Source organism: Vibrio sp. 10N.286.49.C3 (assembly GCF_041469545.1).
GTDB classification, from domain to species: domain Bacteria; phylum Pseudomonadota; class Gammaproteobacteria; order Enterobacterales; family Vibrionaceae; genus Vibrio; species Vibrio tasmaniensis_A.
In genome coordinates this window covers 83681-109957 of the sequence record NZ_JBFRKT010000002.1, presented here as the reverse complement: position 1 = coordinate 109957, position 26277 = coordinate 83681, and the positions used below count along the sequence as shown (strand labels likewise).

Genomic DNA, 26277 nt, shown 5'->3' with positions numbered 1-26277 from the left:
TATTGACAAACCCATAAGCCCCACCAAGCCTTATGCAGCCTACCCCCTGCTAGGGTGGTTTAAAATGTGGTCTTATCATGCACTACCATTTAAACCCTTAAATAATAACAACTTAACTAACAAAAGCCTTTCAATTGCCCCAAAAATGTCCACGCCTCGCATTTTTGTCAACGTAAAACCCTATTTTCTGCCACTTTCCGTGGGTTTCATTTCTTCTTAGTATTTCACCCACGACAAACAAAACCTTTCGAAAAAATCAAAATCACGGGAAATCAGTCCAAAGCCTTATTGCTCAAGGCTTCACAGCCATTAAACCAGATCATCAAAACAGACACCAGATCTTTAAAACCATGACGAAAAACTCAGCGATTCATTAAAATTCAACAACTTACAAAAACAAACGTGATCTTATCAGATCGTTATTATCGCAATTTATTGAAAAAAAGCGCGATGATTGAAATTTTATCAGGCGCCCTATAAGCCATTTTAAGACGCCTCAAGGATAAGCCGAACCCTTTATCACAAAAGGCTTTGCAGCATCATCACCGCACCGCCTAACCCCGTAGTTTTGCACTAAATCAAAATTGCGAAAAAATCAGATCGAAAGTGTCGCAGGTGGGGAGGAGGAGTGCGGATTCCGTCACTTACACGCTCCCTTCCGTGGCTGTAGGTTGTGGTTATGGTATTGGGGTGCGGATATAAGAAAAGCGCCCATGGTGGGCGCTTGGTTTGAATGCGGTGGGGTTTAGCTTACTTTGTAGGTTCCGGCAGAGCTGCCACCTGTTGCTTGAACTTCTGCGTTCTGGGTTATCTCATCCACCACGGCGTTGGCGATGGCTTCGGCCATCATTCCTGCCATGGCAAATTCACCATCAAGCACGAAGCCTTTGGCTTTCAGTTCTGTTTCTATCTTTTGCTTTAATGAACTTTTGCTTATTGCCATTGCTACTTACCTGCGTAAACGGTTTTTGATACATCCACATGCGGTTTCCCCATAAACGGGCAAATGCTTGCGCCAGTGCAAACGCCTTTGCCGCCATTGAACTTTATGGTGTCGGCGTCTTCTGTGATGTTCTTGGCTTTGATGGTTCTATTACCTTTGACGGTTTCGGTATGGTTGCCGCCAATCTCAGCCATTCGATTTTCTAGCACTTTGATTTTTTGAGTTAGGCATTCAAGCTTGTCGGCTTGGTCTGTCTTTCTTTCAAAGTTGCCGTCTTTGTCGATCAGCTGATGGACACCTTTGCGTTGTTGGTATCGGCTTTCGCCCACTTCGATGGCTGGCAACTTCCAACCAAGCCCCAACACTGTGCGAATGAAAGGCTTGTCTGGTTCGCCGTTCGCGAAACCAACCTCAACAATGGCACCAACGGCAGGCGGTTCAAGTCGGCCTGCGTGATCACCTATACCTGGCACTGGTAATGGTACCGCTTGCATTATCGGCACATCTTTCCGTTCTACCAACTTACTATCAAGTAATCGAATATCTGCGGCGTAATGCGGATAAAATCGCTCGGACATATCCCCTTCAGTTGGCAGCTCTGGCAATGCCACAACCTTTGCCAATTGTGGCAAATGCCAGCCGCCAGTCAGTTCGGGAAATAATCGATAGATGATTCGTTTTATTGTTTTTACATCCATGTGATAGCTGTCTCCGTGGCTTTGTGTTCTACCGTCACTAACCTGCGGCCATTAACGATCACACCTGGCTTGAAATGCGGTGAACATGGAACGGTCGCGGTTCTCTGTTCTTTATGTGGGTTAATGATATTACTTGGGATGTTTACGGGTTTATCTGCCCAATAGCTATCCGCCCAACTCCCAACAAATATCTTCCCGTCACCTTGTTGCTGCCACATGTAATCTGAAATGCTAAAGGCTTGCGCTATTTCATCCAATACGCGGTACCCGTTCCCAATAGAGTAGAAACACGGAATTGCGCTATTGGCATAAGCTTTATCTGGCACAACAAACTGCAACCCTGTTTGCTGTGTCATGTTACTAAGCAATTGGGTTAACGTTGGGTGTCGAACAACAATATTCATCGGATGATAAAGCACTGCTGCCAGCTCTCTGCAAAACACCACCACATAACCTGGCTTATCCGGTGAAACTCTTTCGATAAACCCTGTAAAAACACGGCGAAGGTTATCACCCCACCCCAACTCAATGGCGACCTGTTGCATTGGATTGGCTTCGCCTTGAATGGTCAACTGTGCTCTACCTGGTGCATCATCTGAAAAAGTCAGGCGATGAGCGCTGACTTTTCTTGGTGAACTGCCGATATACAGTTGAATGGAAAACTCTGGTGTATTCATGCCAACGCTCTATCTAATGATTGCAAGTACCCCATAACCCCAGACATATCCACTTCGGTGTTTGGTGGAGTATCTACCGATGCCGTTGGTGGTTCTGCCGGAGTCTCAACACCTGCCGCTTTTTGCTGACTTGCAGATTTAGCCGGTTGCCGACTTTCCACCCTTTCAGCAACACTCAAATGTTCAACCAATTCAAAGCTGATCACCCATTGACGCAGGTTTGTATCTTCTTGCGCGGTAATGGTTCCTTGAAATTTTACTTGGTTGATTCTCAGAGCCTTAGCGGTTTGGTTAACAACTCGATACACCGTTCTTGCGCCATCGACCTTAGCCCCTGCCATGGTGTAAATCTGGCCTAATACTTTACCGTTGGTAAAAGGCAACGTTCCAGATATCACGAGTATTTTAGCTTTGTCTCCGGTTTCAGCCTGATCGGTTGATGCAGAGTTGCCGGACATATCTTGTCCGGCTAACTTTTGACGGGCCGTTACTTTCAGCCCTTTCAATGGAAGATTAACAGCCGATAGGGTAAGCATTTAACTTACCTCTACCTGAGTCGGCCAAGGAAACTCCACTTTGATAAGTTCAACCGCTGCATCCGCTTGATTTCTGAAATCGGCAGCATCATCCGTTAGGCCACGCGCTTCTTTTCTCAGTGCTTCCATGTAAAGCGGGTCGCTAACGTTTCGATAAGCAGCTCGGCGAGCACTGTCTACTTGATCATATTCAGCGATGTATTTGTTACTTTGGTTTGTTATCCAAGCAGTACCATTCCATTCGTCCCATTGGGTTGATGGTTTTTCTTTTGTGTAATCATCCGAAATCAAAGACACATCATCGAACTGTTTGGTTTCTTGCGTTTGTTTGTGGTATGCGGTCACTTCCACGAGTTTCAATTCAACAATCCATTTTTGATGAACACCATCAAACTTCGCCTGTTCTGTTTCTTCATCAAAATCCGGAGGAGTAACCCACGTTGAACATTGAGGTTTAATGTAATCGCTGTAACCGGCAACTTTATTAACTGAGCTTTGACCAGAAAAAACACTATTTTCTGGGTTGTAGTGATATGCGATTTTCATTACATCCAACCTCGATGAATTTTAATTGATAGGTTTGCTGCGTACGGGCGGTTTTCGTTTGAGGTTGGAACGACCCTTGCCGCGTTAAAATCATAAGAACTAAGACTCATTGAACCACCGTCTAACGCAGCCCTTACATTATTATGACGCCTCGGTATTGATGAAAACGCGCCACCATTTATGGGGCTTGATGGGTTTCCGATAAATTGCGCGTGGGCAGCCTGTGTTGTACCCGTAATATTACGAATCGCATCCCCTTGTGTTTCACCATGAACCACCCCGCTTGGCGTGCCGCGCACGAAATGCCCCGCGTGATGATTTGGAACGGCAAACGTAGTTGAACCATCACCATCACCAAAATACATCGCATATTTCATAGGGTCTGAATCTTTAAGTGACTGAGCAATGACTAAGCCAGTTGTTTGTGCATAATCCCAAAGCGTTTTATCTACCACTCGCGAAAACTCCCCGCCCTTAGCATCAAGCCAACCGCGCTTTTCTCCTGCGGTATGAAATGGAACAACCATCCCAACCATATTTTCCATGAGCTTTTGATCATGAGAAACAACACGCAAATCAACAATCGAACCATCGGCCTCAACGCCTGCCAACTTACACACGTAATGTTGCAAGCCATCACCATCCGCGTAGTCAACCAAGTCAGCACTTGAAGCGACGACCTTGAACTGGTTTTCATGGGTAGATAACGCGGTACCGTCACGATGTACATCAAGCCACAACGTTGTCGGCTTTTGGGTAACATTGTGCGCAACGACTAAAGCATTTTGAACGCGAAGACCACCGACATAGACAACACCTGGTGCCACCAAATATTTGTTTTGGTCGACACCATGGCGCGTCACATCAAAACCATCAACGAACGCGGTGTGGCCGTAGTTATCCAAACACGCCAAACGGTGTTCTTCATCCATGCCACTCAATCGCGCTTGATAGTCGATTTGCCAAGTAGCCGCATCAACAGTCACATTGGCCGCACTTGCCGCCCCGTCAAATTGCATCAACATGGATTTGGTCAACGCCATTGAAACTTCTTTCGTTTCCGTGGCTTTGTATACCACCATGCCACAGCTATCCGGCACATTCTTATCACGCAAGAACATCGCGTTAAACGTGAACGGCTCTTGGCTACCTTGAATCACAACCGAGTACACAACCGAGTTAATACCAGATTTACCAACTTGGTCGACATCTTGTTGATATACCCACTGTTCTAATGGTGGCAAGCCTACCGTTCTATCAATTGGCTTTGATAAATCGAGGTTTGGGATCATCGCAAAAATGATTTCATTCAAGTCGGTCGGTTCACCTAATGAAATCTTGTTTTGAAGGTACTGCTCAAACTCTAATGGGATGGCCGTTTGGCTCATAGCTCTCGCCCCTTTTATTTTTGAAAATCTACTCGTGACATAGACGCAGTAAAAACCTGCTGATTATGCTCGATACGTTTTTGACGAACAGAAACTAAGGTTTCGTTGTTGGCCTTGGCTGAATGAATGGTGAAACGGTTACCAAACACCGCTGATAACATTCTCATGGTGGCTGGATACGTCACGTTGAAGCGATAACGGCGACACGTTCGGCCATACTGGCGAATCATGGCATTCATCAACCAGTTCTTTTGAGCCAGTTCACCATCAGCCGTTTCAATGGTCACAACGTCCCATTGTTCTTGGTCTTCACGCTCATGAATTTCCACCCAACTCACACCAAGCTTGCCAAACATATCCTTAAAGCCTGCCGTTTCGCCGCCATGCCTAGAAAATGAATAAGCACTTGCCACTCGAATGCGAAAAATCATTTCATCTTCACGTTCTAGTGGTTCAATATCTTTCTCCCAAGCCATCAGCTTTACAATGCCAATTGGAGCCGTTAACGGGTCATGCTTAGCCAATGGCATTCGCAAAACATCTTCAACTCTTAACCAATAATTGTGTAAAGCAACGGCAAACTTGGCTAATTCACCTCGGCTCATCCAATACTTAAAATCTGCAAACGGTAACTGCATGGCTACTCCTGCATCTTAATCGTGAGCGAAGATAAACGCGGAATCGTCAAAGCACTGATAATATCGTCTTGCTCAAACTTCAAAGACTCGATGCCCACCAATAGCGCGTGCAATTCACCTTCTAAACGGGAAAAACTAAAGCGGCCTTGTGGGTTCGTTCGCGTGACGTTGTAATCACTATTCTCACGGAAAGCAGCGCGTACTATGTTTTCAATGTCGGTTTTCAACTGGTCGCGTTCGGCATCTATCAACGTCGACTGAGGCCACACAATCACACTAATGTCATAGTCAGTTTCCGGCATAGCCTTAACCAATAAATCATCACCATGGCCATGTAACCCGCTCACTGTGATTTCATGGTTCAATTCATCGATCAGTTCTTGGGATGGGTTTCCGGTATCCAACAAAATAAGAGCATTGGCGGTACCCGCACCGCGTGGGGCATTGTGCTCAAAATACACATTGTCGTCTTGAATGCCTGCTTTGGTCATAAGCAGCGAACGGTAAGCCGCATCAATATGCCATTTCGCCACAGCACTCCATTGGTTACGAATACGAAGGCGCAATTCATCTTCGTCTTCATCATCAGCACCCGCGCTCGTTAGCCAATCATCTTCATTGGTGGCCGCAGAAATACCCGATATAGCAACGGGAATCACATGGTAGTAACCGCCGCCTAGGTTATAAGCCGCCCCTTCATACTCAGCTTCAACCAATGCCGTAACCGTGGTTTCATTCTCAAGCATGGTGGTATCTTCAAGCACCTTTACGCGGTAGATATTCCCGTTAATCGGTTCGGTTTGAATCCATGTACCTTTTGAGATAATTAACGCAGGGCCTTTCAAAGCAGCGCGTTGAAATACAATCTTGCCTCTGGCTTTGGTTTTGCTTTTCGGCTCCACATCCACTTCCCACGCTTTCAACTTCAATGATTCACCAAAGGCAGTAGCAAGAAAGGTATTTGGTAACACAAACTTGATTAACAAATTCTCGGTTAACCACACCGTGGCGATAATCACAGCCTGTTCAATCAAGCGCCAAAAAGGTGAAAAGCGACTGTCGTTGTTGATTACACTGCCAGCCTTATCCATCTCTTCTTTCAGCACTTTTTTCCAACTTGCCGAATCGGTAGGAATGCCCGACTGCTTAACCAGTTCTTTATAATCTGGCTTTGGAATCTCAGACATTTGTTGTCTCCGAAGTTGTAATATCAAAAGTTACTTCGCCAAAATCTGCCGTAGTAGCAAAAATATAAATCGCACCATCACTCGATTCTTCTAGCCTCACCGTTCCCGGCACCAATCGCACATCTTCTTCAACCAACAATTCCAATCGAGTGCGGATATCCGCTTTCTTTGGTGGGCTGCGCTCTGCGATCAGCTCTACAGCTAAGTTACTTTCAATGATGGCGTGTTTAATATCTTGGGCGATCACTGCGCGGTCTTGAATCAACATAGGGTTTCGACCTGCATCCAACACCACATCACCGTTTTCGATTAACAAATCTTGATAAAGATAATCCGCCATTAACCTGCCGCCATTTCTAATTCACTTGCCATGTCTTGTGGGTTATTCATGTACGTTGGATAAATCGCCACACCGCCATAATTGGTTGAACTGGTTTGGTAGCTTGCAATGTTCTTAGCCGCGCCACCTTGTTGAATCTGCGCGTAGGGTTTCGCACTTTTCACAGATTTAGAGCTCACAGGCTCAACTTCGTCATTGCTGCCGAAACCTGGTATCCAATCCGCCACACCTTTCACCGTTTCAAGAACACTGCCAAAGCTCTCACTAATCCAACCAAACAGATTGGCGAACACAGCGCGAACTTCATCAACAATCGTGAACAGGCCATCAAAGCCACTGGTATCAGAGAAACCACTCATTACCCATTGCCAGCCGCCTTTCATCACTTCAAACAGCATTCGAACTTGAGCGGATAAAACCGTTAACACTTGGAACCAAGCCGTGTCACCAAACGAAGCTTTCAGATCATCCCAGTAGTAAATCAAGGCACCAACCGCAGCAATCGCCGCCACAACACCCGCAGCAATCAAGAAAATAGGATTCACCAGTAACGCCGCTGACATCTTCAAAAATGCCCACGTAACGCCCATTACTCCTTTCGATAAGCCCCACATGGCAACCGTGACGGTTTTAGTAATACCAACACCTAAAGTCATCATTGCCCAAGCCGCTTTCAAGGCTCCCGTAATCATGGTGAACATGCCACCTGCCGCCACCAAGCCCAGAAACGCAACGGCAGCAAAGCCAATGTATTTGGTTAGGTTTGGAAACATCTGTGTCCATTCGATGATTTCCATTGCACCATCGGCCAAACTTGAGATCACAGGCAGCAATGCAGGTAACAACGCAGCACCAAAGGCCGTTCGTACCGCAAACACGCCTTGCTCTAGCCGTTCCCATTGGTCGGTCATAGCTCCGGCCATTTGCTCGGCTACATCCAAGCCCTTTACCTTTCCAAGCTCAGAAATCGAAGTGGCAAGACCATCCGTATTTTGCATAAGAAGCTGAATCATGGCGGTGGCTTCTTGGGTACCAAACGCTTTACTCAGTTCTGCCGCTTCCGCCACGGAAATCGTTTCACCGTAACGGCCTTTAATTTGATTAAGAATATCGACAATAGGCAACATCTGACCTTGGGCATTGGTGAACTGCATGTTCAATGCCTCTTGCGCTTTCGCGGTACCCGCCAAGAACGAACGATATTTGGTACCCGCTTCACTGCCACTCATGGTGGCTTGCAACGTGCCAAGAATCGCCATTTGTTCGGTCATACCCACACCAACAGAAGTCGCCGCTGCACCTACCGAAGTAAACGCAGAAGACATACCTTCACCCGTGGTTTTGAACATCTGCACCGCTTTGGCCGTTTGTCCACCGAGCATGTTCACCCAATCGGCTTTGCCCATTTCATTGGCAGAGTTTTGGAAAATGCCATACATGGTACCCACGTAACTGGTGATGGTTCCGGTATCCGCTTTCGTTGCAGCCGCAAGCACACCCGAAGCTCTTGTAAACTCGGAAAGCTCATCACCGGCTAAACCAGCAATCGCGGATTGGATATCATAAGAAGCGGCCACAAATTCCGTAGCCGACTTGCCATATTCAACCGAGAATTTCATCGCGGTTTGAGCAAGGGTTTTTAGTTGATCATCAGCAACACCCAGTGACTTCACTTCACCGAGTTTTCTATCCATTTCAATGGCTGGCATCAACGCATTTTTCAACGCAAAGCCTGCACCCACCATACCTGCGGCACCTGCCGCCATCGTGTGAGTGCTTTTTTGATACGTAGCAGACACATTGGTAATTTGTTGCTGAATGCTGCCCAGAGGTTTTGAAATCTGGTCAATCAATCCAACTTGAAATCTGAGTGCTTCTGGTAACATCAACAACTCTCTCTGTGCTGATAAAAGTTAAGCGCCAAAGGCTTTGGCTACCCCGTTTGCAGTGGCGGCTTGCATGTTTTCCCAGTGGTCTGTCTCTAACCAAATCGCATAAGCAAGGTTTTGGTCAGTATCAGATTCATTGGGTAGCCACTTACGCCGCCACGCATACATTTTCTGCCTGTCGCTGCCATCAATGGCCGCGACAAGCGCATCTATTTTTTTACTGAGATAACAAGCTTCGGCGTGTACTCTTTAAGAAGCGCACCATAAATCTGCGTTGCTGCACCCGCGTTCTCATTGGTAATGTCACGCAGCGCATCTTTTGAACTATCACTCACACAACTCATCAAGAAGTTATGCGCCGCTGCACTAATATCACCTTGCATGGTGGTATTTTGCGCTTCATCGTATTCCGCAGATGTTGGGGTAAATTCAAGGTCAATTCCTGCAACAGTCAGTACAATCTTGCTCATTTTGATATTCCTATTTTGCTTTCGTGCTCGGCACGCCAATTTAAATAATCTTCAATTTGTTTATCGCACTCAGTAACGGCGACTTTTAACTTTGGAATGTCTTCGGTGATAACTTCGGGCCATGTACCTTTTACAGGTGGCTTATAGCATGGGACCAACATTCCGGCAGGTGGCAATTTAACGATCACCTGCGTTGAAACGGTTTCAATAGGGCTCGCGCAAGCGCTCAGTAACATCGGCAGGGATATGGCAATCAATGCTTTCCATTTCCTTTTTAAGCTTGTCCATTTCTGCATTGAGTTTCCCTTCTGCTTCTATCTGTTCTTGCTTACGCCTTACAAAAAGTTGGTTCGTTTTATCCGCGTCACTTTGTAGGGTGTTAATCACTGCCAAGTTGGCGACATTATCGGCCTTGGCTCGATTTAGCTTTTCAGCCAAGGCGACTTCTTTTAACTGGCTTGCATCCAATTTCAGCCATAAAACCCAAACCGTGATGCACAACGTTCCAACCGCGAGTAACTTAATCCACTTCCATACAGCGAGCATATTCAAGCCCTCGCCTTGTAATTAAACCTGGTAACTTTTCACCGCCGCCATATACCCATTTGGGTAACTCTTTGCAGGCTCGTTCGTAGTCGCCTTGTTTGATGTAAGTGAAAATCCGCGTGGCGCTACCATCATGATTTTTCATGAACCGCGAACAGCCAGTGTTAAAACTAAACGAGGCAAACGCATCGAATTGCCCTTGGCTCATGGGTCGCTTAGCGGCCTTTTCTGCCGACTCGACACACTGCTCAGCACCTTGCAGGTTAACCACCCAATCTTTTGCCACTTGCTCAAGCGTGATGGGTTGGTCTGGCACACCGTGAGTGTTACCAATTCCGTTGGTGACTAACCCAGCAGGGCAGGTGTACGGTTCAAGTCGGCAACCTTCCGCATTACCTGTAATTTCCAGCGCTTTAGGGCTAACACGCAATTCACCTTGGGCCTCACCCTCGATCACCACTTGGCCGACTGACGTTGTGAACTCATCACCATAAAGGCTATTGCCTCCGGTAATTAAGCCCATGACCGCCACTACCGAGCACAGGATTTTGTTACTTAGTTTCATTAATAAAAACACCTTTCTCTTTGGCTATTTTTTGCATGGCACGTTTGTGCCATACATTCGCTAACAACGCGCCTAAACCAATAAATATGGAGGTTAAGAAATACCACTGCTCTAATGTTACTGAACTCAACAGCACACCCGTTGCCGACATCAAATACGCGATATAACCCGTTAATTTGTCGTACCAATCTTGCATCTTATTCACTCCCTTGCGGCTTGGCATGGTGTGCAATACTGACAACCTGGCACCTTTTGGCGACGCAGTTCTGGAATTGGGTCGCCGCACTCGCCGCATTCATGTGCGCTTTCCCTTTGGTTAACTTGCTTAGCCCTTGCCAACTGGTTAGCAAGTGCCACTTCCGTGAGTTTGGCTTCAAGATCACAGGCTTGGTCAATAACATCAGACATTTCAATCCCTACTTACTAAGCAAAAACTTACCAACCAAGATCATCAGTTTCATCACGGCGCAAATACGGCACACCGTTGATACGAACAAAATCAGGGCTTGTCACTTCAAACGGCACTTTGTGAACCAAAGCACTGCCACCACTTGAATCGGCATCGAGTAAGTCAGAGATTTTCAGGCGACAACCGAAGGCTTGAATCTTCAATTCGTCTTTATCAATCTTTCCGTAGAACAATGCATCGAAGTCCGGCATGCCACGCCAAGAACCGGCACGTCTTGCAGCTTTGCTCAATTGGTTGAATTGTTGAGTGGTTAGCTCCATTTCACCACTCGCTTCGACATCACCATCAACATAACCATCGGGCACACCATTGGTTTTATTAACGGCGGAGTTATCCGTGATAGACAACGTGACCTTTTGAGCCTTTAGCTTGTAGTCACCCATAGAAAAGTGCATGTTCTTGCCAGAGATACGCATACTCATGGTTAAGCCTCCGCAGCGTTATTAAGATCAAGCCCGATGTTCACAACAATGTGTTTTGGACAGTTATGCGGCGTAACGATTAAACCAATCACCACTTTGGTTTTGCTTTGCCAAACAATGGTCACGTCTTCATCACTTGGCGGCATAATTTCACCTGGGAACGTAATGCCACCAAGTTCAATGGTCTTCGACATATCACGCATGTCTTTACTGAAGTAATCGCGATTCATTTCAATGCTCACTGGCGTTGAATTCAGAATCTTGTCACCAATACGGCGAATCGCTTTAATGCGTACTCGGCGGTTAATCTTGTGAACAGGGCGAACGTATTCAAGGAATTGGTAATCACCGCCCTTGGCTTCCAGTGTGGTGGCGTCCGTCCAATACACACCTTCCATATCGGCATACCATTGCGGCAACGAATAACGCGCCTCGGCCAACACATTAATCGTGCTCATTTCCAACGCTTTGCCGTTCTTGTCCACTGGCATTTCACCAAGGCCAAGCAAACTGCCTGTTGCTACGCGCATCGGGCTATCGGCCACGGTGACAGCGCGATCACATAAACGGCCAGCAAGCACACCCAAATTGTTGCCATTAAGCTGTGGCACTGGCGTCACCATGTTGGCAGACACATCTTTCACAAGTGCCAGTAAACCCGCTTCGTATTCAGCCCACGCTAGGCCAGTTTCTTCGGTAGCATCAATGCCAGAACATGCAGCAAGGAAAAACACCCAACGGCCAAGTTTGCTTGTCAGCTCGGTGGCTTTGTCTTGCATGGCTGTAAATTCAGCTTTGTCTTTCACAACATCAACAATACCAATCCCTTCGAACGAATCGGTTTTGTTGGCTAAATCAACCGCAGCCGCCCAAGTATCATCAGCACCCAAACCAAAGATGGCACCTGTCCAGTTCTGTTTGCCATTAAGCTGCGCCGCTTTCACGTTCGCGCCTAGTGCATCATCAGCCACCACTTCATCAAGGTTGGTCATGTTATTAACACGAGTCACTTTGCCTTGTAGTTCGGCCTTATCGGTCTTGCCGATAAAAAGCAGATGGCGTTCAATTTCTGGAATCCCGCCTTGCCCTAAATTGAGGTTGTTTACCTCTACCTTTCCGGTTGCCATTGGTTATTTCCTCGCTTATTTTCGCGTCTTGGCCTGCTCAAAAATCTGTATGAGTTGGCGGGTTACTTCACGTTCTTTACTGCCTAATATTTGGCGTTCTGCTAAGGGAATATCCCAAGCTGACACATTCGGTTGATTGCTCAACTCACGAATAATTAGCCCTGCTTGGCCATGGGTCACGGTTGCCATTAACAGCTTGAGCGTGGGCTTCTTCTTTCCCTTGCCACTCTTGCGCGGCACCATGTACCCCAATTCCCTTAGCTTTCGCGCCTGCCCTTTAGAACAAGGCGCGGAATAATCTGGCGTTCCCCATCGCTTTTGCATTTGGCGTTTGGTCATTTTTTGCTTTTGACCAAGGTGATGCCTTGCTGCAATTCTTGCGGTGAGCTTATTGCTCCAAGTAAGGTCGAGCGTGTTGGCGTTTCTCACATAGGGTGTTAACCCCTTTGCCATTCGGCGCATTACCTTGCCGCGCTTGTTTCCTTTCTTGGGTGTTAATGTTTGGCCGTGAATGTCTTTTTGTTGCTGAATTCGTTTGCGTGTATTGGCTTTTTCCCAACGGCCTAGGGTTTTCAATATCCAAATACGCTTTCTTGGTGGAAGAGCTAACATGGCAAGCTTTTCTTGCATGTTGAGCACATCCCTTTGATTCACATTAACTGTCGGTTTCATTCACCAACTCCGCTTCTTCTGCGGTGTAAATCTCAACGGCTTGAACTCGGTACTTAGTCCCGCGCCAAGTGATCATCCCACCCTCATCGGGAACCAGCTCAATCGGCTCCATCAATTCAAGTTCGATACTCACATCAGCCGCTTCTTCGCTGATCACATCAACCGATAAAGTCGGGTCTTCAAGCTCTTGTTCGTTGCGGTCTTCTTCATGGTCGCTTAACCAACAAGCAATCAAAGCCAACAAGCAACGTGGGTCTAACAACTGGTGAGGATATTCCTCAATCGAGATCACCGCGTTGTACTTCCAAAAACATGCGATATACCCACCGTTCCCACGGTCTTCACCGCTCGGCACAATCGAACCACCTTCTTGCCACGCTTCAATCTTGTTATCCAAAACGCTGCTATTTAAGTGACTAACGATGTAATCCGTTAAATGCTCAAGCTTGGTTTTGCTGTAAGCCGTGTCGCTCATATCGCTTCAATTCCGTTGGCACTGCGGCCAAGTAACAAACGAACATCTTGGTTACTCTGAGTAACAAAACGTGCCGCCTGTTCTGGTTCATCCGTTGCCACGCTTTCCCCTTCCTTACGGCGGTCTTGCGTGGCGAATTCAGGTAATAGATCAGCATGGGCCAAACCATAAACCGCACGTTTGTACACCATGGCTTTAACAACGTTCAGTTGTGGCGGTGTGCCATCAACCAACAGGCTTTCTAATCGCTCTTGAATAGCTGCTGCTGCAATCCCAACGGCCATTGCTAAAGAGTCGTTATCAAACGTGTGGGGAATACGGCGCAACTGGCGAAATTCATCGGTTGATAAATCCGGCCAACCTTCACCTGGTAAGGCGGCATTTTCTGCGCGGTTAACTTTCCCACCAAAGCTCATGTTGTTTCCTTGCTTCTCGATCACTAAATAGGTGCGCCTCTAACCACTGGGTCGACGGCATCGAGTAAGCACAAAGGCTTCTCTTACCTCACCAGCCGAGGCGCGGCGGCATAGGAGTCTTTACTAGTCGCTGCGACTAAAGATTCTTGCCATCTTCAATGGCACGAATACGTTGTTCGATTTTCTTCACTTGGGTACCCACTCCCACTTTTGGGTGTTGATTGTGGGCGTGTTGCAGTAGAACCAATGCCTTTTTCAACACTTCGACATCACCAACGGCGGTTGCTTGCGGGTTCCCTTGTTCATTTCGGATCAGGAACAAACCTGCAAACTTGTACCATTTGGCGTTCACCTTCTCGTGTAATCGCCATTCCTTCTCGACCTTCTCAAACACTTGGGAGAAATACGGCTCAATGGAATTACCACGTTCAGATTCATGTTCCGCCCATGCCAATACTTCATCGGCACAGAAGGTTGGCCAATCACGGCGGAAGTTCTCCGGCGTTGGCAGGTCACGTTCAATGGCTTTCATGCACCAATCAATCGCGACATCTAATTCTTTAATGTCGAATAACCAGATCACCACGTTGGTGAAAATCGGGTTCTCGAACTGATCACCGCTTTCTAAATAGCGTTGGACATAAGGCTTGTACTTCGGCACTAAAACATTGCGCTTATGCTCGATACGGTCGGCAATCGCATTGAAAGAACGTAGATGCTTGCGGTCTTCTTCGAACTCAATCAGCTTAATGTGCAGGCTATTGGTGTCGGCCACTGGGCTTGTGCCAATATGTCGCTGCTCTTTGTCTACCTTCTTTGCAAGGTTGTCTCTCATACCTGGCGATAAGCGCATTGTTGTTTACCTTTTGCTGAGCCGGAGTTGCACCAAAGTGAACTTTGGCTTCGTTGAAACTTGCGTAACCTTTGTGCTCACCTACCGCATAACCTTCGTTACGTAGGTATGAGTTTTCATGCTGCTTACGCTCTTCTGAATGCTCAGATTTACGGTGGCGCGTATTACGCTGCGTGTAGATATGCAGGTTTTTCAGCGTGGTCACTGTCATTCGCATACCAGGGAAGAACGGTGGCGACATTGCACGACGGCCAGCAATCGAATTCGGCAGTTGTTGCGCTGCTTTCTTCTCGGTTGGTGTGGTTGCCGCGTCATACAAACGCGCTTGCTCGAATGAAAGCAGATCAGCACCCACCAAAACAATCAGGCTTGGGTCATTACGTAGCGCTGCATGAATCTTGGTGTTGATAAGGTCAGAAGCCATCGCATCAAGGTTTTTGTAATCACCGCCGCCGTCTGGGTCTAGGTACACATCCACATCAATAATTTGGTCTGGTGACTTCTCTTTCACCACTTGCTGCCAACCTTTGTTTACGTCTTCGCCGTTAGGGTTGGTGTCAGGGTCTGTTGTTTCCGATGTTTTAATACCGTTGAAGCCAACACGAATCATGTCTTGCGCGAAGTTCAGCGTTGCGTTCTCGTTCAAACGCTTCATGAATTCGCCCGGCTTACCCGAGTTCGCCCATACGCTTAGCAAATCCCAAGACGCAACCGCGCATGAATCCGTTTCAACTAACGTGAACGTATTGCCCGACACACCCGAAGTGGTCGTGTGACGACCGCCTTTTTTACGGCCCGTATGAAGTTTGTTGGTACCAACATCGATCACTTGGCCTGTCAGTTGGTCTACATCTTCCACTGTGATCAGCTTTAGGAAATCAACCGATTCCATCAGCTTGTTTTTCAGTGCCGTTTCAATCGGGCCTGAAATTGAAAACTGTTTGCTCACATCAGAGCGGCCAAACACTTCACACTGCTTGGCACAATATTGCTCTACCAGAGCACGAGCCGTTTGAGTTAATTGCATGTGCTGTAGCTCCTTATGTAAAGCTGCTATTGTCTACCGAAAAGCCGTCGTTACCTGGTTCTTGATCAGGCAGCTCTTTCGATAAAGCATTAAATTTAGTTTCCAAAGCCGTTACTTTTTCCATAACAGGGGCTAGCTCTGTTTTTAGCGCAGCAGAGAATTGTTCTACTGTTGCACCTTCCGGCTTAACTTCTGGCTCAACTTCCGGCTTTGGGTCTTGCTTGCTGAACTCTTGCGTGAGTTCATCTTTAATCGCGGTTTTAAGCTCGCCTGCAAAAACACTAAATTGCGTTTTCAAGAAAGCTTTTAGCTGCTCTTCGTTCACTTCGCTATCCTCTGGTTGCGATGATTCAGGTACACCCTCTGGCTTCTCTTCACCAGAAGTAAAGAATTGGCTACACATCGATAAAAAGCGTTCACTTCGTGTAAAGCACTCATCAAGATCAATCTCTTCAAGGTGGCTACACTCAAGGTTCGTGGTTTCGCCAGCCTTACGAGAAAATTGAAGTGACGAAGTACCAGTGGAAGCAGGGGAGTCAGTCGCAGCTAGGCCCATTAGGTAACAACGCCCTTCGCCTTTGTAATCTGGCTCTGGCTCAATTGATGTGAATAGTTTTTGCTTCTTACTGTTGGCATCAAGTAAATACTGGTTAGGTTCCAACTTAGCGAACAGGCGCATTTTGCCGTTTTGTTCTTCAACTTTAAGTTCTACAACTCGACCCCAGTTTTCACCGTATCCGTAAAAGCGGCGATGTTCCGGCCAAATCAAAGCTGTGTATTCTTCTGGGTCGTAACTTTCAGCCATTTGAGATAACCATTCACGGGTAATCTTGCGCCCGTCTACAGTTGGCCCTTCTGTTGCAATTACTTTCCAATCACTGATTTTTGCCATTCATCTAACTCGCTAATTTCGATGTTAATTCGGTAATACCATCTTTCTGAGCCCAAACAATACGCCTTTGACTAACTCCTTTCAGCCACTTCAATTCCTAGAAATTCGGATATTCGTCATATCCGAATTCATCCGAATTTTGGTTAGTCATTTGCAAGTTTTCGGGGCGTATGATGCAGGTATGGCATATTCAAATGAAATAAAAGAGGCCGCGAAAAAGCTTTATTTGCGCGGATTACCTCCTAAGGAAATCGCGGCGCAATTGAACCTAAATAGCGACCGTATTATTTACACCTGGGCAGAGAAATCTGGCTGGGCTTTGTTGTTGAACGAACTTTCTGTTGAGGAAATGATTAACCGCCGTTTGGCCGTGTTGATTGATAAAGACGAGAAAACCGATCAGCAGCTTAAAGAGATGGACAAGCTGATTGACCATCACGTTAAGTTGCTTAAAGCCATGAGTGATGCAAAAGCCAAAGCTGACCGAATGCTTGCGCAAGGCAGCTCGGGTAACAATGGGGCAAAAGCTGAAAGCAAGGGCAGCGGCCAGAGTAAAAAGAAAGGGAAAGGCAAAAACAACATCGAGCACCTAAGTGAAGATGACTTTGCAGATTGGCACGATTCCCTGTTTGAATATCAACACGTAATGCGCAACAACATTAAACAGCGTATTCGTAACATCCTTAAATCACGCCAAATTGGTGCCACCTATTATTTCAGTGGTGAAGCGTTAGAAGATGCGATTCTAACGGGCGATAACCAAATATTCTTGTCAGCGTCTCGCGCTCAAGCCGAAGTATTCCGCAGCTACATTATTGCGATTGGCAAAGAGTTTTTAGACATCGAGTTATCAGGCAACCCGATCACCCTATCGAACGGGGCTGAACTGCGCTTTCTATCAACCAACAGCAAAACCGCCCAGAGTTACCACGGCCATGTTTACGTGGACGAATACTTTTGGATTCCGAACTTTGACGAACTGAACAAACTCGCTTCGGCAATGGCCACCCACAAGAAATGGCGCAAAACCTACTTTTCCACGCCATCTTCTAAGATGCACCAAGCTTACCCATTTTGGACGGGCGACTCTTGGCGCAAAGGTAAAGAGTCTCGCGAAAAACTTGAATTCCCAACCTTTGCCGAATTCCGAGACGGTGGCCGACTCTGTGACGACAAACAGTGGCGTTATGTTGTCACGATTGAAGACGCGGCCAACGGCGGTTGTGAGCTTTTCGACATTGACGAACTGCGCGAAGAATACAGCCAAGAAGATTTCAACAACCTGTTTATGTGCATGTTCGTTGACGGTGCGCTGTCTGTCTTCAAATTCTCAGACCTTGAAAAAGGCATGGTCGACGCCGCCCACTGGCAAGATTTCAAACCGAAGAACAAACAACCCTTTGCGCGCCGTGAGGTATGGCTAGGTTATGACCCATCACGAACCCGCGACAATGCGTGTTTGGTGGTAGTGGCACCGCCAGCCGTTGCGGGTGAAAAGTTCCGTGTACTAGAAAAGCACTACTGGAAAGGGCTTAACTTCCAATACCACGTATCTGAAATCGACAAAGTATTTCAGCGTTACAAAGTTTCCTACATTGGTGTAGATACCACGGGCATTGGTGGCGGTGTTTGGGATTTAATATCCAAGAAATACCCGCGTGAAGCTCACGCCATCCATTACAGCAACGAAAACAAAAACCGCTTAGTGATGAAGATGATCGACATCGTTGAAGCCAAGCGACTTCAATTTGATGCTGAACACAAAGACATTGCTATGGCATTCATGGCGATTAAGCGAGTACCAACGGCCAGTGGCAACGCCATGACATTCAAAGCAGAACGCAACCAAACCACAGGCCACGCCGATGCATTTTGGGCGATATCTCACGCCTGCATTAACGAACCGTTAGATCATTCAACGCCAACTAAATCAACTTGGGAAACAGCGGCATGACCGAAGAAACACAAACACTAATTAAACAAGATGAGCACACACCCGATTCGGTTTACCACATTGACTCATCGCCCGAATCAGTCGATGCAAACAGTTGGATGACTTCCTACTCAGATTTGTTTTACAACGACTCAGAGAACTATTGGGAACCGCCTATCTCGCGCCAAGGCTTGTCGGAAACCTCACGCGCTAACGCTTACCACTGTTCAATTCTTAAAGCGCGTGCAAATCATGTTGCAGCCCGTTTCACTGGCGGTGGTGGTTTAACACGCCGTCAGGTTCAATTTTTCGGGAACAACTATTTCACGTTTGGTGATGCGGCGTTCTTAAAAATTCGCAATGGCTTTGGGGTACCCGTAAGGCTTCACCCACTGGCAGGCATGCACATGCGCCGCCGCAAGAATGGTGATTTTGTGATACTTGGCCGCGACAGTAGCCAACGTGTTTACAAACAGAAAGACATCATCTTTTTGCCACAAGACGATTTGCAGCAACAAATCTATGGTGTGCCGGATTACTTAGGCAGCTTGCAAAGCAGCTTGCTAAACAAAGACGCCACCCTGTTCCGCCGCCGCTACTTCAAGAACGGTGCGCACATGGGCTTTATTTTCTACGCATCAGACCCAAACCTGAGTGAAGAAGATGAAAAGAAAATGAAGGAAACCATTGCCAGTTCAAAAGGCGTGGGCAACTTCCGCAGCATGTTTGTGAACATTCCGAACGGCAAAGAGAAAGGCATTCAATTGATTCCAGTGGGCGACATTGCCACCAAAGACGAATTCGAGCGAATCAAAAACATCACCGCGCAAGACATTTTAGTCGGCCACCGATACCCTGCAGGCAAAGGCGGTATGATGCCGCAACCGGGCTCCACGTTCCCCGACCCAGAAAAGGTGGGCAGAGAATACGCCAAGGACGAGATCATTCCAGTGTGCGAACTGATTATGGATGAAGTGAACAACGACCCGGAAATCAGAAACCTAAAGCACTTACATTTGAAATTCGATATTGCGATAGGAACAGAAGCATAGAACTGTACAAAAACACAGTTTATGGCTTAATATTGAACTGTCAGTCAGTTCAGTTAGGTCATTGTTATGAGAGTGTTTTGCCCCGAATGCGGTGAAAAAAGCCGCATTCAAAAATCAAATAGGTTAAGTTCTAAGTATGCCGATTTATATTGTTCATGTAATGACCCTGAATGTGGTCACTCATTTGTTATGAACTTATCTTATAGCCACACTCTTAGCCCTAGTGCTAAAACCACTTCACAGTTAGCCTTTAATATGATTAAGGCTTTAGCACCAGAACATAGAGAAGAATTAAAGCAGCAGCTTTCTATTCTATAACTTGAAAGTAGGACTATCCGCTTCATCAGCCATCCCGATAATTGACTGGATGGCTTTTATTTTTTCTTCATCCACTAAATGAGCAAACCTTGGCAGCATACACTCTAGTAGCACTCTCCCAGCTTCCTCTCTTCCTTCCTCAACCGAACTGACAGCAACACCATCAATGATGACATCCAGAGCGGATTGAAATAGCTGCTTTTCTTTTGACATATCAATACCCTTACCAATGACACTGAAAATATACTGTATATCTATACAGTTTTCTAGCTGTATTCTTAGACCTGCTTCACTCATATGCCATTTTCCTCTTTAATAACTTAGGTTTTAGTGTTCGACCAAATAGCCAACACACGTATCAGCTAATTTTGATTCATTTCTTTATTAAGCTATCACGGGTTTAAAATTTCCAAAGTCACCCGTGGCTACTGGCCCGAACGCCAACCAGTGACTCTAAACCTATCAGCTTTATTTTCGTGTCAACCTTTTGATCGGCAACTATTCAAAAAACAATTCTCAAATGGCAATGACTAAATTGAACGTTCAAAAACGCCAATGACAAATGAGTTAGACGGATTGGTGCTTAATTAAAAAATATGAATGTAGAGAAAGGAGGGTGTATTTATAGTTGCGAAAAGCAGATCGGCTGTCAATAGACGAAAAAAAACGACGGCTGTGGATAACCGTCGTTTCAACCCACTTTAATTATGTTGTGGATAAGTGGAAATTCTTTTCTTTTAATTACATACAGTTGCATTAAAAACCATAACAACCATCACATTAAAACGGGCATCTTGCCCCGTATTTAGCTAACACTTTAGCGATGTATTCCCACAGTTCATTCAAATCTCGATACTCCAAATAGAAGTTACTGTCGACAAACTGCGAACCGCTTGATGAGAAATTCGGTTGCGCTTGCCCTTTCCCACCGATACCCAATTCAAAGGTGGCTGAGAACTTGCCGCCTCTTGGCCTTACATTGAATTTAATATGGTATGTCCAATGGGTTTCAGATTGGCAACGTTGATAGTGGGCCGGTATCCAACCGGAGTCGTAAAAGTTTGGATAGGTGTGATTTGGAAGTTGGTTGCCAGCGAACGGCGGAAGTGTTGGAAGGTTTGAACGAAGTTGGTTAGCCATTTGGTTAAATGCGGTGATGTAGGCTTCTTTGATGGCTGCGGCTTTTGCGCCTGTAAATCCCATCACCAAGAACATAAAGCCGTCTTTGGTCATCTGATAGGCTTTCCTAAATTGCCCTTTTTGATCGATATAATCAACCGCCTCAAAATTGAGGGCGTTAAATTTTTGGGAGCAATCCAGATTATCAAGAGTACGTAAAACGTTGTCATGACGCTTACCAAAGGCTTCTGCTACTTTAAGTGAAGTAGTTCTAAGATTACCGTGGTTTTCTACAACAGAATTTTCAGGAAGAAGAGTAATTGTGGTCATAGTGACCTCCTTGGAATGATTTTCTAAATCACCACACAAAGGTCTCAATCTATGGGTGGTGAACTGAGCAAGGTTGAGACTACCGCTTCCAAGGATACGGCCAGCATAAAGCTGCCTTGCCCAGCCCACCATAATTCAGATAGTACGGTTCTTATGCGAAACGTCTATGTATAGATGCGCTGAAGCCACACATAAAAAAACCAGCTAAAAGCCGGCGTCTATGCGCCTTGGAAATAAAAACGGGGTCTCAATCCCGACACTGGATTTTGCCAGTGCTCTATCACATTAGCCGATGTGAACTATAATAGTCAATGATGTGTAATGATATTGATGAACATTGACGCATATTGATAAAGAACTGACAATGTGATGATTGTTTGAAACTTTAGAGTGATGTATAGTTTGCGTCCTAAGAATTAATATATTATTTGATCCATATCCATGAGGTTCGACCTTGACTGAACGTGTTGCTGAAACTCGCACTAACAACCTACTCGATGAACTTCGAGATTATATCTTTAGCGATAAAACGCTCAACGATATCCAGTTTGCGACGTTGAAGAAAGAAGCATCCAACCTTCCGACTATTGAAGAGTCAGCTTTAATCGAAGTACTTGCCTATTGTGCAGCCAACAAACTGGACTTAGCAGAAGATAAAGCAATGAGTGTTGCTCGACAGTTTTCTCACGAGTCTTTTGTTTCATCAAATATGATTTGGACTATGCTTTACTTAGGAAAGCCAACTATTGCATATGAAGTCGTTAAGCGTATGCCTCTTGAATGTGCAGACGAATACGATGTGGAAAACATTATCAGCACCAATTTTCTATTTAATGATTTCGGCATTGATGCTCGATTGAATGAGTGGTTACTAAGAACTAATCAGCATGAGCTCTTAGAGCGCATGCAAGAAGGGACTGAGGTAAGGCGTATGGTAATGAGAGAAATAGAGTCAAGGTTTGACGTTTCATCCAACACTGTAACCGAACTTTCTATTTTAGCTGCTCGCGTGGTTGAAGAGCATACTGGTGTTGTAATTAACAACACCTTACTTGCCATTCCACCCGAATCAGGACGTGCTACCCTAACGGTTTACGTTGAATGCGAGCCTGAAAAAATCTTCGATTTAAACTGGGACTTATCAGGAGCTTTGGTTGACGCAGAGTTAGATGATATCAAATGCGTGACCCATTTCGAAATCCTTGGCGAAAACGTTCCTACATTTGCAGAGAGGTTGAGAAATGCCGGTTAATCCTAGCGACTTTCTTTCTCTTATACATAATGCCGAATGCGAGTCAGAAATAGATTATCGCAACATAATTAGCCGAGGCTACTATGGGATGTATCACGGTGTTCTAGATATGTTAACCCAAAGGCCTATCATGCTTGCTGATGGTGGTGTCCACGAGTCTTTGAAAGAATATTTAGGCTCACATCATGCAAAAACCCATGAACCTTATGATCGTCGAGAAATGTTGCGCCTGAAGACTTTTTTAGAAATTTACAAAGTCAAAAGACAAAATGCTGACTATCAACTGAGTGTAGACATTTCAAAGAAAGAAGCTGAATCAGCTATTCATGCGACCAAAAACCTTCTAGCTAAATGCGAAGAAATGAAAGCCGCACTACCAGACTGTCCTACAGGTACTTAGTCAAGATATTGTATAGAATAGCTCCCAATAGGGAGCTATTTTTTTACCTGTATTCCCAATTGATGAGTTATACCAACGGCCAAGCGCATTGTACTGCTTCTTGCATATCTGGGTCTAAAGCATCCACTTCCCACATTCGGAAACGTTCAAAATCAGGATGAATCATATTAACGCTTCCCCATATTAGAAAGCGCCGCATAAAGAGCTGCGCCTTGAGCCTTAACAGCCAGCAGGTTTTCTTGCTCAGAAGTTAAATTTTTCAAAATCAAAAGTCGTTCATAATCTGAAAGTGACATATCGTTAATAAACTCTTTCAATGTGGCTTGGTGTAGTTCAACCACCTCTTCGTCTAGTGCAATATTTTTAGTTGTCATTTATCTAGCTCCTACGCTAACGGCCAATCACATTCCGCATCAGGGAAAAACGAAAGGTCAGGTTGTTGGTATTCATCTTTTGCTTGTTCCGGTTGGGCGAATGTCTTGTCCCAACCCTCAAAATTCAGCCAATTCATATCATCTGCAGGTACTCGGCTCACTTCGACCAGTTGCGCTGGGCGTTTATTGCCGTGTTCGTCTACCTCCACAGGGCGGATTTGAATACTTGTCTCATTATCGATTCGAACTGAGCTGCCTTTTAGTAAGGCAGAAACCGAAAAGGCACCCATATTTGGTGGGCTATTCGCCACTATTTCATTTGGGCTTAACAATCTAGTTAGCTGATCGCAGACCTGTACCTCATCAAGCTCCGTACAGTTATTGACAGAACTCCGAGAGGAGCCAGAGGCTCCAGAAAGAGCAAGATCAGAAGCAAGAGCAAGAGCCCCCGCTTCCGCTTCTTCGTTAACTGGTGTTTTCTTCTTAATCGTCCAAACCTTTAGACGTGTTTTAACCACTTCCTCTGGCGTTTGGAAACCTTGTAACTTGCGAACGGTTTCGCCATGCGGTGAAGCAAATGGCAGCTCTTGGTAAACATTCACGATCAGCAAATCGTCACGCTTAACGAACGGGCCACCTTGCCCCATGATGTAACCTTGCCAGTTACCATGGTCAGCCGCTTTCAACGTGCCAGCGATGCTTGGGGAATGGGTTTTAATACGGGATTCATAGTTAGCCGCAATGAACTCAACCAACTCGGCGTTGGTTAGAACTCTTGCAGGTTTTACAGGGCCAACAATGTGACGATTCAACATGCCGTAAATTGCCATTAGGTCGCCGCGCTCTTGCATGAACACGTATTCCATAAAGGCTTTTTTGTTCTGGTTAGCAAAGCGGCGTAACTCGCGGTATGTCGTAACCGGAGCACCACCAAAGAATTGGAACTGACGAATACACCAACGGCTTTTCCAAGCGCTCACGTTCTTCGCCATGTCTTTAACTGACTTGCCAGTTTCATCGGACACTTCATCATCCATCGCGAAACCGTCAATGTTCTTAGAAATGTATTTAGCGATGTAACCCGTTGCGGTGCCTTGCTCTGGGTCGATAAAACCCACATCGCAACGCGCTGAGTAATTCACGTTTAAAGTGGTTAGTGTTTTCTCAACAATAGGCAGGCGCTGCGCTGAACTTGGGATCACAACTTCTGGGCAGTTGCGCTTCATCTTCACAGGGAAGTTGTTCGCATACACCTTTGAATAAACCGTGAATGGGTTTACTGATTTGTTTTCACGCACGCAGCTATCAACCAACGGCCATTGCTTAGTTGGCATCAGTTCATGCATATCGGCTTTTACTGCATAACGGATAAAGATGTCCGTCACGCGCAATACTTCTTCTGGTTTAACCCAAAGCAGCAAGTGCCAGTGCGGTGTGCCGTCATGGTGAGGCTCTGCCACACGAACGCCAAACCAACGAATTCCATCACGGCTTAACTTAGCGCGAATACGTTGCCAAACATTGTTCAAGTAGCCTTGCGCATCGCGAGGGCTTGCACCATTCCAATGGCTAATAAAGCCACCTTTCTTGTAACTGTTGTGATATTGCGCCGGAGTGGTCAGCGTTAAAAACAGACCTTGTAAGCCAAGTGATGTGGCGATGTCTTCACAGCCACGGCAACGAACCATTAATTCATGACGGCGAATAGCAGGGTTAGAAACACTTTTCAAAACCATGCCAGCAAGATCAGCTTCTTCACCTGTTTCTTCATCAAACAGGCTCATGTTTTGGATAGCTTCCCAGTTGCGCTTTTGCTGTTCTTGGTGTTCGCGAATGCAATCCCATGAAGCATAAGGTGACGCCTTTGAAGATACTTGGCCCATAGCAATTGCTAAGTGCTCACGCATCACCTTTCTTACTTTCACTAAGCGGTTATTCCACCACTTGTCGCAACGCATTTTCGAGATAAATTGAAACACGTTTTCATCGGTTAGCTTTTTGCCCGCACCTGGCGCTTTAATGCCGAATTGGTCGATAAGCTCAGCACACTGGCGATAAACCATTAATGCCGCTAGGTTCTCACCTTCTTCGGTTTCACATTCAATGTTTGCAGTTAGCGTGGCTTGGTAACTAATGATGATGGTCGAAAGCTTGAACGCCATTTCTTTAAGCTCATCAAGTTCGAGCTCTGCCAAAATGCGGCTTTTCACTGGCTTGCGGTTTTTCTCTGCTTGGTCGAAATCAAAACGCGCTTGCTCGGCCACTGGTGTGTTTGGGCGGGTAAAGTTGCTTTGCTCAGTGTCGTTATGTTCTTCACTTAGCAAAGCCACCTTTTGAGTGGTTGGGAGTTTTTTGTAATTAGCCAATACCATGCGAACGCGATCACTTGCAGGGCGCATTCTTTCACGCAGAAAGATGTTGGCATCTTTAAAGCTTTTCTTCTCACAAATAGAGATGTAACGAGTCGCAAAGTATTTAACCAAATACTCTGGCAGGTCATTGAAAAACTGTTTGCGCCATTCGTGGTCGCGTGGGTTCACATCATAAAGCTTACGCTCTGTAACGCTCATCCCGTCCGGTTCACGCTCAAGTGTTGAACGTTCTGCCGGAGCATCTATGGCTTTCGGTTTTTGCGGGTAAACGTGCAATTGCCCCCATTGCTGACAAGCGATGGAGGCTGCACGTTTTTGCTCTGTGGTAAATTCAGTGTTTGAAGAACTCAA

General features: G+C 46.0%; 33 protein-coding genes. 5 read left to right on the top strand and 28 right to left on the bottom strand.

Annotation, left to right across the window (positions count from 1 at the left end; all coding sequences use genetic code 11):
- Nucleotides 1–745 precede the first annotated feature (745 nt).
- The 24 genes from AB4180_RS00905 to AB4180_RS00790 form a co-directional block, all read right to left on the bottom strand.
- The gene (locus AB4180_RS00905) at nucleotides 746–943 is read right to left on the bottom strand and encodes a hypothetical protein (RefSeq protein WP_102249314.1); all 198 of its coding nucleotides are present in this window, start codon (nucleotides 941–943) and stop codon (nucleotides 746–748) included.
- A 2-nt stretch (nucleotides 944–945) separates the two neighbouring features.
- Nucleotides 946–1641 (bottom strand): hypothetical protein, encoded by a 696-nt coding sequence (locus tag AB4180_RS00900; protein ID WP_102249313.1) that lies wholly within the window; start codon nucleotides 1639–1641, stop codon nucleotides 946–948.
- Nucleotides 1632–2318: a hypothetical protein gene (locus AB4180_RS00895; RefSeq protein WP_102249312.1), complete on the bottom strand. Its 687-nt coding sequence runs from the start codon at nucleotides 2316–2318 to the stop codon at nucleotides 1632–1634. Before AB4180_RS00895 ends, AB4180_RS00900 begins: the two co-directional genes overlap by 10 nt.
- A complete protein-coding gene (locus AB4180_RS00890; RefSeq protein WP_102249311.1) occupies nucleotides 2315–2854 on the bottom strand; it encodes an adenine glycosylase in 540 nt (179 codons plus the stop codon). Before AB4180_RS00890 ends, AB4180_RS00895 begins: the two co-directional genes overlap by 4 nt.
- Nucleotides 2855–3400: a hypothetical protein gene (locus AB4180_RS00885; RefSeq protein ID WP_102249310.1), complete on the bottom strand. Its 546-nt coding sequence runs from the start codon at nucleotides 3398–3400 to the stop codon at nucleotides 2855–2857.
- Nucleotides 3400–4788 (bottom strand): phage tail protein, encoded by a 1389-nt coding sequence (locus AB4180_RS00880; RefSeq protein ID WP_102249309.1) that lies wholly within the window; start codon nucleotides 4786–4788, stop codon nucleotides 3400–3402. The genes AB4180_RS00885 and AB4180_RS00880 overlap by 1 nt, the downstream gene beginning before the upstream one ends.
- 14 nt (nucleotides 4789–4802) lie before the next feature.
- Nucleotides 4803–5426, bottom strand: coding sequence for a hypothetical protein (locus AB4180_RS00875; protein WP_102249308.1), 624 nt, complete (start codon nucleotides 5424–5426; stop codon nucleotides 4803–4805).
- Between the two features lie 2 nt (nucleotides 5427–5428).
- Complete coding sequence (locus AB4180_RS00870; RefSeq protein WP_102249307.1) at nucleotides 5429–6613, bottom strand: baseplate J/gp47 family protein; 1185 nt, start codon at nucleotides 6611–6613, stop codon at nucleotides 5429–5431.
- Nucleotides 6606–6953, bottom strand: coding sequence for a DUF2590 family protein (locus tag AB4180_RS00865; RefSeq protein ID WP_102249306.1), 348 nt, complete (start codon nucleotides 6951–6953; stop codon nucleotides 6606–6608). Before AB4180_RS00865 ends, AB4180_RS00870 begins: the two co-directional genes overlap by 8 nt.
- Complete coding sequence (locus AB4180_RS00860; protein ID WP_102249305.1) at nucleotides 6953–8839, bottom strand: phage tail tape measure protein; 1887 nt, start codon at nucleotides 8837–8839, stop codon at nucleotides 6953–6955. Before AB4180_RS00860 ends, AB4180_RS00865 begins: the two co-directional genes overlap by 1 nt.
- Nucleotides 8840–8866: 27 nt before the next feature.
- The gene (locus tag AB4180_RS00855; RefSeq protein WP_198592246.1) at nucleotides 8867–9010 is read right to left on the bottom strand and encodes a DUF6890 family protein; all 144 of its coding nucleotides are present in this window, start codon (nucleotides 9008–9010) and stop codon (nucleotides 8867–8869) included.
- A gap of 41 nt (nucleotides 9011–9051) precedes the next feature.
- Nucleotides 9052–9312 carry a putative phage tail assembly chaperone gene (locus AB4180_RS00850; protein ID WP_102249304.1) on the bottom strand — a complete coding sequence of 87 codons (261 nt, stop codon included), beginning with the start codon at nucleotides 9310–9312 and terminating at the stop codon, nucleotides 9052–9054.
- Between the two features lie 204 nt (nucleotides 9313–9516).
- Nucleotides 9517–9858: a hypothetical protein gene (locus AB4180_RS00845; RefSeq protein WP_102249302.1), complete on the bottom strand. Its 342-nt coding sequence runs from the start codon at nucleotides 9856–9858 to the stop codon at nucleotides 9517–9519.
- Nucleotides 9833–10423, bottom strand: coding sequence for a lysozyme (locus tag AB4180_RS00840; RefSeq protein ID WP_102249301.1), 591 nt, complete (start codon nucleotides 10421–10423; stop codon nucleotides 9833–9835). Before AB4180_RS00840 ends, AB4180_RS00845 begins: the two co-directional genes overlap by 26 nt.
- A complete protein-coding gene (locus AB4180_RS00835; RefSeq protein ID WP_102249300.1) occupies nucleotides 10410–10619 on the bottom strand; it encodes an HP1 family phage holin in 210 nt (69 codons plus the stop codon). The genes AB4180_RS00840 and AB4180_RS00835 overlap by 14 nt, the downstream gene beginning before the upstream one ends.
- 5 nt (nucleotides 10620–10624) lie before the next feature.
- Nucleotides 10625–10831, bottom strand: coding sequence for a TraR/DksA C4-type zinc finger protein (locus tag AB4180_RS00830; protein ID WP_102249299.1), 207 nt, complete (start codon nucleotides 10829–10831; stop codon nucleotides 10625–10627).
- Between the two features lie 27 nt (nucleotides 10832–10858).
- Nucleotides 10859–11314, bottom strand: a complete 456-nt coding sequence (locus AB4180_RS00825; RefSeq protein ID WP_102249298.1) for a phage protein — start codon at nucleotides 11312–11314, stop codon at nucleotides 10859–10861.
- A 2-nt stretch (nucleotides 11315–11316) separates the two neighbouring features.
- Nucleotides 11317–12441 carry a DUF2586 domain-containing protein gene (locus AB4180_RS00820; RefSeq protein WP_102249297.1) on the bottom strand — a complete coding sequence of 375 codons (1125 nt, stop codon included), beginning with the start codon at nucleotides 12439–12441 and terminating at the stop codon, nucleotides 11317–11319.
- A gap of 15 nt (nucleotides 12442–12456) precedes the next feature.
- Nucleotides 12457–13113, bottom strand: a complete 657-nt coding sequence (locus AB4180_RS00815; protein ID WP_102249296.1) for a virion morphogenesis protein — start codon at nucleotides 13111–13113, stop codon at nucleotides 12457–12459.
- Nucleotides 13097–13588, bottom strand: coding sequence for a phage tail protein (locus AB4180_RS00810; protein WP_102249295.1), 492 nt, complete (start codon nucleotides 13586–13588; stop codon nucleotides 13097–13099). Before AB4180_RS00810 ends, AB4180_RS00815 begins: the two co-directional genes overlap by 17 nt.
- Nucleotides 13585–14004 carry a head completion/stabilization protein gene (locus AB4180_RS00805; protein WP_102249294.1) on the bottom strand — a complete coding sequence of 140 codons (420 nt, stop codon included), beginning with the start codon at nucleotides 14002–14004 and terminating at the stop codon, nucleotides 13585–13587. Before AB4180_RS00805 ends, AB4180_RS00810 begins: the two co-directional genes overlap by 4 nt.
- Nucleotides 14005–14140: 136 nt before the next feature.
- Nucleotides 14141–14857, bottom strand: a complete 717-nt coding sequence (gene gpM, locus AB4180_RS00800) for a phage terminase small subunit (RefSeq protein ID WP_102249293.1) — start codon at nucleotides 14855–14857, stop codon at nucleotides 14141–14143.
- Entirely contained in the window at nucleotides 14763–15884 is a 1122-nt protein-coding gene (locus AB4180_RS00795; protein WP_241909250.1) for a phage major capsid protein, P2 family, read from the bottom strand. Before AB4180_RS00795 ends, gpM begins: the two co-directional genes overlap by 95 nt.
- A gap of 13 nt (nucleotides 15885–15897) precedes the next feature.
- Complete coding sequence (locus AB4180_RS00790) at nucleotides 15898–16776, bottom strand: GPO family capsid scaffolding protein (protein WP_102249292.1); 879 nt, start codon at nucleotides 16774–16776, stop codon at nucleotides 15898–15900.
- Between the two features lie 181 nt (nucleotides 16777–16957).
- Between AB4180_RS00790 and AB4180_RS00785 the strand changes: the two genes are divergently transcribed.
- The 3 genes from AB4180_RS00785 to AB4180_RS00775 all read left to right on the top strand — a co-directional run bounded on the left by AB4180_RS00785 (nucleotide 16958) and on the right by AB4180_RS00775 (nucleotide 20079).
- The gene (locus AB4180_RS00785) at nucleotides 16958–18730 is read left to right on the top strand and encodes a terminase large subunit domain-containing protein (RefSeq protein ID WP_102249291.1); all 1773 of its coding nucleotides are present in this window, start codon (nucleotides 16958–16960) and stop codon (nucleotides 18728–18730) included.
- Nucleotides 18727–19761: a phage portal protein gene (locus tag AB4180_RS00780; protein WP_004734129.1), complete on the top strand. Its 1035-nt coding sequence runs from the start codon at nucleotides 18727–18729 to the stop codon at nucleotides 19759–19761. The genes AB4180_RS00785 and AB4180_RS00780 overlap by 4 nt, the downstream gene beginning before the upstream one ends.
- A gap of 66 nt (nucleotides 19762–19827) precedes the next feature.
- Complete coding sequence (locus AB4180_RS00775; RefSeq protein WP_019350515.1) at nucleotides 19828–20079, top strand: ogr/Delta-like zinc finger family protein; 252 nt, start codon at nucleotides 19828–19830, stop codon at nucleotides 20077–20079.
- Here the strand turns inward: AB4180_RS00775 and AB4180_RS00770 are convergent.
- Together AB4180_RS00770 and AB4180_RS00765 are read right to left on the bottom strand one after the other, a co-directional pair.
- Complete coding sequence (locus tag AB4180_RS00770; RefSeq protein ID WP_102249290.1) at nucleotides 20074–20376, bottom strand: hypothetical protein; 303 nt, start codon at nucleotides 20374–20376, stop codon at nucleotides 20074–20076. The two genes, AB4180_RS00775 and AB4180_RS00770, sit on opposite strands and share 6 nt — an antisense overlap.
- A 483-nt stretch (nucleotides 20377–20859) precedes the next feature.
- On the bottom strand, nucleotides 20860–21528 hold the full coding sequence (locus AB4180_RS00765; protein ID WP_102249289.1) for a Rha family transcriptional regulator: 669 nt from the start codon (nucleotides 21526–21528) through the stop codon (nucleotides 20860–20862).
- A gap of 454 nt (nucleotides 21529–21982) precedes the next feature.
- Here AB4180_RS00765 and AB4180_RS00760 point away from each other — a divergent pair, with 454 nt between their 5' ends.
- Entirely contained in the window at nucleotides 21983–22780 is a 798-nt protein-coding gene (locus AB4180_RS00760; RefSeq protein ID WP_102249288.1) for a hypothetical protein, read from the top strand.
- A complete protein-coding gene (locus AB4180_RS00755; RefSeq protein ID WP_004734134.1) occupies nucleotides 22770–23180 on the top strand; it encodes a hypothetical protein in 411 nt (136 codons plus the stop codon). Before AB4180_RS00760 ends, AB4180_RS00755 begins: the two co-directional genes overlap by 11 nt.
- A gap of 167 nt (nucleotides 23181–23347) precedes the next feature.
- On the opposite strand, the gene AB4180_RS00750 is transcribed toward AB4180_RS00755, so the two are convergent.
- Nucleotides 23348–23554: a hypothetical protein gene (locus AB4180_RS00750; protein WP_004734136.1), complete on the bottom strand. Its 207-nt coding sequence runs from the start codon at nucleotides 23552–23554 to the stop codon at nucleotides 23348–23350.
- Between the two features lie 11 nt (nucleotides 23555–23565).
- Entirely contained in the window at nucleotides 23566–26277 is a 2712-nt protein-coding gene (locus AB4180_RS00745) for a replication endonuclease (RefSeq protein ID WP_102249287.1), read from the bottom strand.